Genomic DNA, 8,772 nt, shown 5'->3' on the forward strand with positions numbered 1-8,772 from the left:
GGCGGTCGTGGTGGACCCGTTGCGCTGCGTCGACTTGTAGTCGGCGAAGAAGTCGTGCCACGCGGGGTCTACCGACGACGGATCGGCGAGGAACTGCTCGTACATCTCCTCGACCAACCACTCGTTGGGGCCGAACTGTGAAGCAGGACTGCTGGACACGGCTGGCGCTCGCCTCTATCCATCTCGCTCTTGGTGTTGACTCACTCATGGGTCAGGCTAGTCCCCCGTCTGGTGCAGTTCCCACACAGGAGGGGACGTGCAAGGAGTGCTCGGTCACAGGATCGATCAGGATCGTCTCCGCGTTGCGGCACTTGAGCAACCCTTGACGTGACACGTCGTGCTTTTTCCGGGGCTCGGGATCCCCGTGGTGCTCTGAGCTGCGACGTTGCGCTGAGCGCAGCGTGCGGTCGGGGTCGGGTCGGGGCAGGTCGGGGGCGGTCGCCCGACTCCCAGTAGAGCGCAGGCGGCGCGTCGCGTGGGGCGGGAAACCGACCAACCTCAACCGGCCGGGTGGACTAGTTGATCCGTGTGGGTGCCCGTTTTGGGGCGGGGTGAAGCGTTCGGGAGCCGATGGGTTCGGGTGGGTGGTCGGGTTGCTGCTTTCAGGGGGATGGGACTTGGTCCTGGTGACGGAACGTGTTGGGACACTTGGCGAAGTGCCCCGCTGATCGGCCGCTCCCGGCACGGCGCGGCGGCGCCGCGCGGGGGAGGGGGCGGGCGTCCGGGGGCTGCGGGGGCAGGGGGTCGGGAGGTCCCGGTGATCGTGCGGTCGGTGGCGCTCGGCTGCTGCGGGGGAGGGGTGGGGGCTGCTCGAAGCGCACGTCACAGCGCTGCGCCCGGCCGAAGCGCACGTCACAGCGACACGCCCGGATGTGCGGGGGTGCGAGGCGGGCGTGAGCGCGGCGTGAGGTGGAATCGGGGGGAGGGGGTTTGTTGACTGTCTACAAAACGCGCGTTCGGGGAAGCCGGCCGTGCGCACGCCGAGAGCGACCCGGCACGCGCCGTCGCGGGGGTGGGTGACGTGGCGTCACGAGTGGGCGGGAGGGAGCGTTCGTGGACGGCGGGTGGGAGCGGGTGCGGGAACAGCGTTTCGCGACGGCGGGGCGGGGTGGCGGGGTGGCTGGGCGCTGGGCTCAGGGCGCAGGAAGTAGGGCGCAGGACGTGGGTGGCGGGGCAGATGGCTGGCGGGCAGATGGCTGGCGGGCAGATGGCTGACGGGGCGGGTGGCTGGCAGGGGTGGGATGTCCCTCGGCCGCTCATGCCGAGCAAGCGTTTGCGTCCGTGTCGTGCCCGTGCTTACCGCTGATACCGCTGTGCCTGCGCGTCTGTGCCAAACCAGGGTTGCATTAGCCCCGAGCCCCGAGCCCCGAGCCCGGCGTCCGGCGTCGCCCGGCGTCCGGCGTCCGGCGTCCGGCGTCCGGCGTCCGGCGTTCGGCGCCCCGCGTCTCGCCCCCGTTATTCGGTTGTCGGTCAGCCCCGAGAGGCGTCACCCGCCTTGGCGGTCGTGGCCACGCCGTTCGTGCCCGTCGGGGCCGCGCCCTCCGCGATCGCGCCCCCGTCTGCGGCACTCCCGTCCGCCGCCCCTGCGCCTGCCGCCTCCGCGCCGCCCGCCTCCGAGCCTTCCCCGCCTTCGGCTCCCCCGTGCTCCGGCGCCCCGTGCGCCCACAGGCGCGCGTACTGCCCGCCCAGCGCCAGCAGCTCCTCGTGCGTCCCCTCCTCGGCCACCCGGCCGCCCGACAGGACCACGATGCGGTCCGCCCGCGCGGCCGTCGCCAGGCGGTGTGCGACCACGAACGTGGTCCGGCTGCCCGACAGGTGGTCGCTCGCCGCCAGCACCGCCGACTCGGTCGCCGGGTCCAGCGCGGCCGTCGCCTCGTCCAGCAGCAGCACGTCCGGGCGCACCAGCTCCGCCCGCGCCAGCGCCACCAGCTGCCGCTGCCCGGCCGACAGCCCCTGCCCGCGCTCGCCCACCTGCTGCCTGAACCCGTTCGGCAGGGCCGCGACCACCGGCAGCGCGCCCACCGCCCGCACCGCCTCCTCGACCTCGGCGGGCGTCGCGCCCGGCCTGCCGTACGCGCCGTTCTCCGCCACGTCTCCACCGAACAGGTGCGCCTCCTGCGGCACCACGCCCCGCCGCCGCCGGAACTCGCCCAGGTCGTACTCGCGCACGTCCCTGCCGTCCACCAGCACCCGGCCGCCGGTCACGTCGTAGAACCGCGCCACCAGCTTCACCAGCGTCGACTTGCCCGCCCCGGTCTCCCCGACCAGCGCCACCGTCTCGCCCGCCCGCACCCGCAGCGACACCCCGTCCAGCGCGGGCTCCTCCGCCCCCGCGTACCGGAACACCACGTCCCGCAGCTCCACCTCGCCGCGCAACCGCTCCACCGGAGCCGGGGCGGCGGCGGGCGGCACGGTCGTCGGGGTGCGCAGCAGGTCGCCGATCCGGGTCAGACCCACCCGCGCCTGCTGGTAGCCGTCGAACACCCCGGACAGCTGGAACAGCGGCGAGAAGAACAGCCCCAGGTACAGCACGAACGCCAGCAGCACGCCCGGCGACAGGCTCCCGTCCGCCACCCGGTACGCGCCCACCACCAGCACCGCCGCCTGCGCCACCCCGGACAGCAGCGCCAGGAACGGGAAGTACGTCGCGATGTACCGCTGCGCCCTGATCCTGGCCCGCCGGTACGCGTCGCTGCGCGCGGCGAACGCCTCCGCCGACCGCTCCTCCCGCGTGTACGCCTGCGCGACCCGCAGCCCCGACACGTTCTCCTGCAGGTCCGCGTTCACCGCGCTGACCCGCTCCCGCGCCTCCGCGTACGCCCGCGACGACACCCGCTGGAACAGCACCGTCGCCACCGCCAGCACCGGCAGCACGGACAGCGCCACCAGTGCCAGCCCCGGATCGGTCACCACCAGCGCCACCGCGATGCCCGCCACGGTCAGCACGCTGATCACGAACGTGGTCAGCCCGGTCTGCAGGAAGCTCGACAGCGCGTCCACGTCCGTGGTCATCCGGGTCATGATCCGCCCGGCCATCTCGCGCTCGTAGTAGTCCAGCCCGAGCCGCTGCAGGTGCGCGTAGCTGCGCACCCGGAGCAGGTACAGCAGCCGCTCGCCGACCCGCGCGGTCAGCACCGTGCCGATCCGGGTGGAGCACCAGCCGACCGCGACCAGCAGCAGCCCGACCAGCGACACCACCCACAGCGCACCCTGCTCGCCGCCGCCGATGCCCCGGTCGACGCCGATCCGCACCAGGTTCGGCAGCGCGATCGCGAGCGAGGTGTCCACCAGCAGCAGCGCGCCCACGGCGACCATCGACCAGCGCACCGGGCGCAGCAGCCTGAGCAGCCGGAACCCCGGATCGGGCGCGCTCGGGTCCTCGCCGGGCAGCCGGGGCTCCTCGGTGGCGGGCGGCAGCGACCGCACCCGCTCCACCAGCTCCGGGGTCGGCGGCGCGCCACCGGCCAGCGCCGAGGTCCCCGGCCCGCGCCTGCCGCCGGACGGCGCGGCGACGGACCGGTTCTCCGCGCGCAGCACCAGCTCGTCGTCGACGACCTCGGGCCACAGCGCGGGCGTCACGCCCGCAGGGGCGGACGACGGGGCGGATCCCGCGCCGGACGACGAGGTGGACCCCGCGCCGGAGGTCGGGGCGGACTCGGCGCCTGATGACGAGGTGGACTCGGCGCCGAACGGCGGGGCGGACTCGGCGCCGGATGACGAGGTGGACTCGACGCCGGACGACGAGGTGGACTCGGCGCCGGACGGCGGGGTGGACCTGGTGCCGGAGGTCGCGGCGTCCGCGCCGGACCGCTCGCCGGTCTGCTCGGTCGAGCCCTCGTCCGACTGGCTCGCGACGTTCTCGCGACGCGGGTCCGCGCGCCGCCCGGCCGGGTCCGCGCCCGGCCAGGGCTCGCTCACACCGCCGTTCCGCGCCGCCGCGCCCGAGGCCCGGTCGACCGCACCCGCGCCGTTCCCGCCCTCCGGGCCCGCCGCCAGCCCGGACTCCGCCACCCCGGCTCCGGTCATTCCGGCCTCGGCGACCCCAGCCCCGGCAACCCCGGCTCCGGCAACCCCGGCCTCGGTCACCCCGGCCTCGGCCACTCCTGCCCCGGCCATCCCGACCTCGGCAACCCCGCCCCCGGCCGCCCCAGCCCCGGCAACCCGCTCGATCGCCTCACCCGGCCCGGCCAGCAGCTCCCGGTACAGCTCGCAGCGCCCCCACAGCTCCGCGTGCGCCCCCACGTCCACCACGCGCCCCGCGTCCAGCACCGCGATCCGGTCCGCCAGCGCCAGCGACGACCTCCGGTGCGCCACCAGCAGCGTCGTCCGCGTCGCCGTCACCGACGCCAGCGTCCGGTGGATCGCCGCCTCGGTCGCCGTGTCCACCGCCGACGTCGCGTCGTCCAGCACCAGCACCCTCGGGTCCGACAGCAGCGCCCGCGCCAGCGCCACCCGCTGCCGCTGCCCGCCCGACAGCGTCAGCCCGCGCTCCCCGACCACCGCCCCGTACCCGCCGGGCAGCGCCGAGATGAACCCGTGCGCCTCCGCCGCCCGCGCCGCCGCCTCGACCTCCGCGTCGGTGGCGTCCGGCCGCCCGTACGCGATGTTCGCCCGCACCGTGTCCGAGAACAGGAACGCCTCCTCGAACACCACCCCCACGGTCCGCCGCAGCGACCCCAGCCGCAGCCCGCGCACGTCGACCCCGCCGACCGACACCGAGCCCTCGTGCACGTCGTAGAACCGGGGCAGCAGCAGCGACACCGTCGACTTGCCCGACCCGGCCGTGCCGACCAGCGCCAGCGTCTCGCCCGGCGCGACCTCCAGCGACACCCCGGACAGCACCGGCTCGCTGCGCGCGTACCCGAACACCACCCCGTCCAGCCGCACCCCGACCGGCCCGTCGGGCACGTCCACCGCGTCCGGCGCGTCCACCACGGCGGGCTGCGAGTCGACCAGCTCGTACACCCGCTCCACACCAGCCCGCGCCAGCTGCGCCGTCACCATCAGGCTCGCCAGCAGCCGCGTCGGCCCGATCAGCGCCGCGACGTAGCTCGCGAACGCCAGGAACGTCCCCAGCGACACCTCGCCGCGCAGCGCCAGCCACCCGCCCGCCGCGAGCACCGCCACCTGCCCCGCGTACGGCAGCGCGTTCAGCGTCGCCGACGGCCGCGCCGTCAGCCGCGCCGCCCGCATCCGCTCCGCGAACAGCACCCGCGCCCGCCGCTCCAGCGCCGCGACCTCCCGCGCCTCCTGCCCGAAGCCCTTGACCACGCGCACCCCGGTCACGGTCTCCTCGACCTGCTGCGCCACGTCCGCCGCCCGCTGCTGCGCCGACCAGGTCGCCGGGAACAGCGTCATCCTGGTCCGCGCGGCCACCACCCCCACGGCGGGCACGATCACCAGCGCGATCAGCGTCAGCGGCGGCGAGAGCCAGCACATCGCGACCAGCGAGGCCAGCGCGAACGCGACCGTGCCGAACGCCAGCGGCGTCATCGACAGCAGGCTCTGCACCAGTTGCAGGTCGGTGATCGACCGCGACACCACCTGCCCGGTCCGCAGCACGTCCTGCTTCTGCCCGTCCAGCCGCTGCACCGACGAGAACACCGCCTGCCGCAGGTCGTGCTGCACGTCCACGGCCAGCCGCCCGCCCAGGTACCGCCGGACGAACGCGGTGCCGAACGTCAGCAGCTCCACCCCCACCAGCACCGAGGCCAGCAGCGCGAGCCGGTCGGTCCGCCCGGCCACCGCGTCGTCCACCGCGACCTTCAGCAGCAGCGGCCCGGCCGCCTGCAGGCCCACGCCGACGACGGCGGCGAGCACCGACCACACCACGAGGGAGCGGTGCTGCCAGCACGCCGAGGCGAGTCTGCGGATCCAACCGGGGGAGTTCGTCACGATCTCCACACTAGGTCGGTCCCCCGACAGATCAGCGGGCCGCTTCCGGCCTCCGGGACGACTCAGGGCCGCCTCCCGGAGGGAGACGGCCCTGAGCTGCGGCAACGCCGCGAACATCTACCTGATCAGGTGATGTCGCGCTTCTGCGTCACGGCCCAGCCGCCCGCGAAGAACACCGCGGTCCAGCCGAGGAACACCAGCGTGCTCAGCCACCAGTCCAGCGCGCCCGCCGCGCCCGCTGCGCCCATCAGGACCTCCTTGAGGCCGTCCGGGACCACGCCGACGTTGCCCATGAACACGTCGGCCGCCACACCGCCGGTGATGCCGTTGGCCGCGCCGTTCGGCAGGAACGCGATCACCGACGACAGGTCCTGGAACTGGAGCACCAGCTGCAGGCCGTTCTCGATCACCAGCATGTACAGCACCAGCACCACGGTCGTGCCGACGGTGCTGTTCATCAGCGCGCCGACGCCGACGCCGAACATGGTCATCAGCATCGTGGACAGCACGCCGACCGCGCACAGCGCGAACCAGCCGCCCGCCTCGGGCAGCTGGCCGGAGTCGGCGGTCAGCGCGATGCCGATGCTGACCGTGGTCACGATGACCAGGCCGTAGATCGCGCCCCAGGCCAGGTAGACGACCATCTTCGCGGTCATCGCCGACACCCGGTTCGGCGCGGTGAGGAACGTCGTGGTGATCGTCTTGCGGTTGAACTCGCTCGCCACCGCCAGCCCGCCGAAGATCATCGGGAAGATCGTGGCGATGTTGATGCTGCGGGTGATGCCGAACACCGACAGCTTCCACTGGTCGGCGGACACGCCCAGCAGCCCGCCGAGCAGCACGTCGCCGTCCTCGGACGTGAGCGCCTCGCCGATGCTCTGGAGCAGCGCGCCGGTGCCCAGCGCCCAGCCCAGCGCCAGCAGCACCGTCGGGATCATCAGACCCCACCACAGGCCCGTGGTGGTGGTCTTGCGGAACTCCGCGCTGATCAAGCCGCCCATCACGCACCGCCCCCGAGACCGCTCTGCCCCTGCTGACCCTGCTGGTTGCCGCCGGGCGGCGGCGCGTACGGCGAGTCGGGGGTCGGCGGCGCCTGGTGGTCCGGCGCGGCCGGGAACTGGCCCGACGTCGGCTGCTGGTAGGCCTGCTGCTGGTAGGCCTGTTGCGGGTCGTACCCCGGCTGCGGCTGGTAACCCGGCTGCGGCTGCTGGTAGGCCTGCTGCTGCGGGTCGAAGCCCTGCTGCTGGTAGCCCTGCGGCGGCTGCTGCGGGTAACCCTGCGGGGCCTGCTGCTGGTACGCCTGCTGCGGGTCGTAGCCCGGCTGCCCCTGGTGACCCGGCTGCTGCGGGTAGCCCGGCTGGGCCGGGTAGCCGGGGGGCGGGGTGTGGTAGCCGGTCTGCTGCGGCGCCTGCTGCTGGTAGGCCTGGGCGAAGCCCGGAGGCGGCGGCTGGTAGCCCGGCATCGGCGCGCCCGTGTACTGGCCGCTCGTCAGCTGGAAGAACAGCCGCTCCAGGTCGACCCGCTCCTCCTGGATGCCGTACACCGACACGCCCGCCTTCAGCGCGACGTCCGCGATGTGCTTCGGCTCGGCCCCGCTGACCGCGATCCGGCCGTCCGGGGTCTGCTCGATCGCCGACAGCCCGTCCGCCTGCAGCGCCGCGACCAGTTGCGCCGGGTCGGACGGCTGCACCAGCACCCGGTTCTGCTGGGAGCCGCGCAGCTGGTCCAGCGACCCGTAGTACATGGTCTGGCCCCGGCTGACGATCACCACCTGGTCGACCGTCTGCTCGACCTCGGCCAACAGGTGGCTGGAGATCAGCACCGTGCGACCGCTGCGCGCGTACGACTGGAGGAACTGGCGCAGCCAGGCGATGCCCTCGGGGTCGAGGCCGTTCGCGGGCTCGTCCAGCACCAGGATCTGCGGGTCGCCGAGCAGCGCGGTGGCCAGTGCCAGCCGCTGCTTCATGCCGAGCGAGAAGCCACCGGCCTTGCGGTCGGCCGCCGCCCCCAGCCCGACGAGCTGGAGCACCTGGTCCGCCCGCTGGTCGGGCACGCCCATCGCCGCCGCGTACACCCGCAGGTGGTTGCGGGCCGTCCGCGACGGGTGGACGCCCTGCGCCTCCAGCACCGCGCCCACCACGCGGCCGGGGTTCCCCAGCTCGGTGAAGGGCCTGCCGTTGATCAGCGCGGTGCCCGCCGTGGGCGTCACCAGGCCGAGCAACATGCGCAAGGTCGTAGTCTTTCCGGCCCCGTTGGGGCCGAGGAAGCCGGTCACCGAACCCGGTTCCACCGTGAAGCTCAAGTTCTGCACCGCCGCGACCGGACCGAACTGCTTGGTCAAGCCCTGCACCACGATGCGGCCACTGCCGTCGTGCACGCCGTCCCTCCCGAATGTGCTGCTCGGGGGCCCATCCTGCCCTAGACGGGTCAGTCGGGGAGGGCGTGTCGCGGTTTCGACACCACGACGGGGATCTCCTGGGTGACCTCCTCGGGCCCCTCCGGGTCGGGCTCGGGCGCGCTCCCCGGTTCGGTGAACGCGGTCTGGCGGGTGAACGGGTTGCGCAGGGGCCTGCGCCGCTCGCGGTGCGGGACGCCGTCCCCGATCAGGTGCTGGTGGGCCATCGTCCAGACCTGGCACGGCCACTTCTTGTGCCGCAGCACGCCGGGGCACGCGCGGCAGCGGCCGTCCGGATCGGGCTGGTGAACGGTGAGCAGCAGCCTCCAGCCGTCGGCGAGGCGGTGGATCTCGGCGCGGGCGAGCGGCACGAGCGAGTCGGCCTCGCCGCTCTCGGCGGCCTCGTCCAGCAGGGCCAGGCGGCGCTGGACGGCGGCGCGCAGCGACTCGTCCACGGCGCTCACGCCCCCTTCGCGGTCGGG

General features: G+C 74.2%; 5 protein-coding genes. All 5 read right to left on the bottom strand.

Annotated features, from left to right (window positions below; all coding sequences use genetic code 11):
• The coding region (locus ACTUAL_RS08645; RefSeq protein ID WP_440899885.1) for a 2-oxoglutarate dehydrogenase E1 subunit family protein at positions 1–159 on the bottom strand (159 nt) is incomplete at its 3' end.
• 1,311 nt (positions 160–1,470) lie between these two features.
• Entirely contained in the window at positions 1,471–6,012 is a 4,542-nt protein-coding gene (locus ACTUAL_RS08650; RefSeq protein ID WP_440899882.1) for an ABC transporter transmembrane domain-containing protein, read from the bottom strand.
• 8 nt (positions 6,013–6,020) lie between these two features.
• Positions 6,021–6,896 carry an ABC transporter permease subunit gene (locus ACTUAL_RS08655; RefSeq protein WP_096496866.1) on the bottom strand — a complete coding sequence of 292 codons (876 nt, stop codon included), beginning with the start codon at positions 6,894–6,896 and terminating at the stop codon, positions 6,021–6,023.
• Positions 6,896–8,272: an ABC transporter ATP-binding protein gene (locus ACTUAL_RS08660; protein ID WP_440899883.1), complete on the bottom strand. Its 1,377-nt coding sequence runs from the start codon at positions 8,270–8,272 to the stop codon at positions 6,896–6,898. Before ACTUAL_RS08660 ends, ACTUAL_RS08655 begins: the two co-directional genes overlap by 1 nt.
• Before the next feature lie 50 nt (positions 8,273–8,322).
• The coding region (locus tag ACTUAL_RS08665) for a hypothetical protein (protein WP_440899884.1) at positions 8,323–8,772 on the bottom strand (450 nt) is incomplete at its 5' end.

It is taken from the genome of Actinosynnema sp. (assembly GCF_052038725.1).

Excerpts from the sequence above, each read along its gene's own strand:
- ACTUAL_RS08655 (WP_096496866.1), bottom strand. The coding sequence starts at position 6,896 with ATGGGCGGCTTGATCAGCGCGGAGTTCCGCAAGACCACCACCACGGGC.
- ACTUAL_RS08650 (WP_440899882.1), bottom strand. The coding sequence starts at position 6,012 with ATGTTCGCGGCGTTGCCGCAGCTCAGGGCCGTCTCCCTCCGGGAGGCG.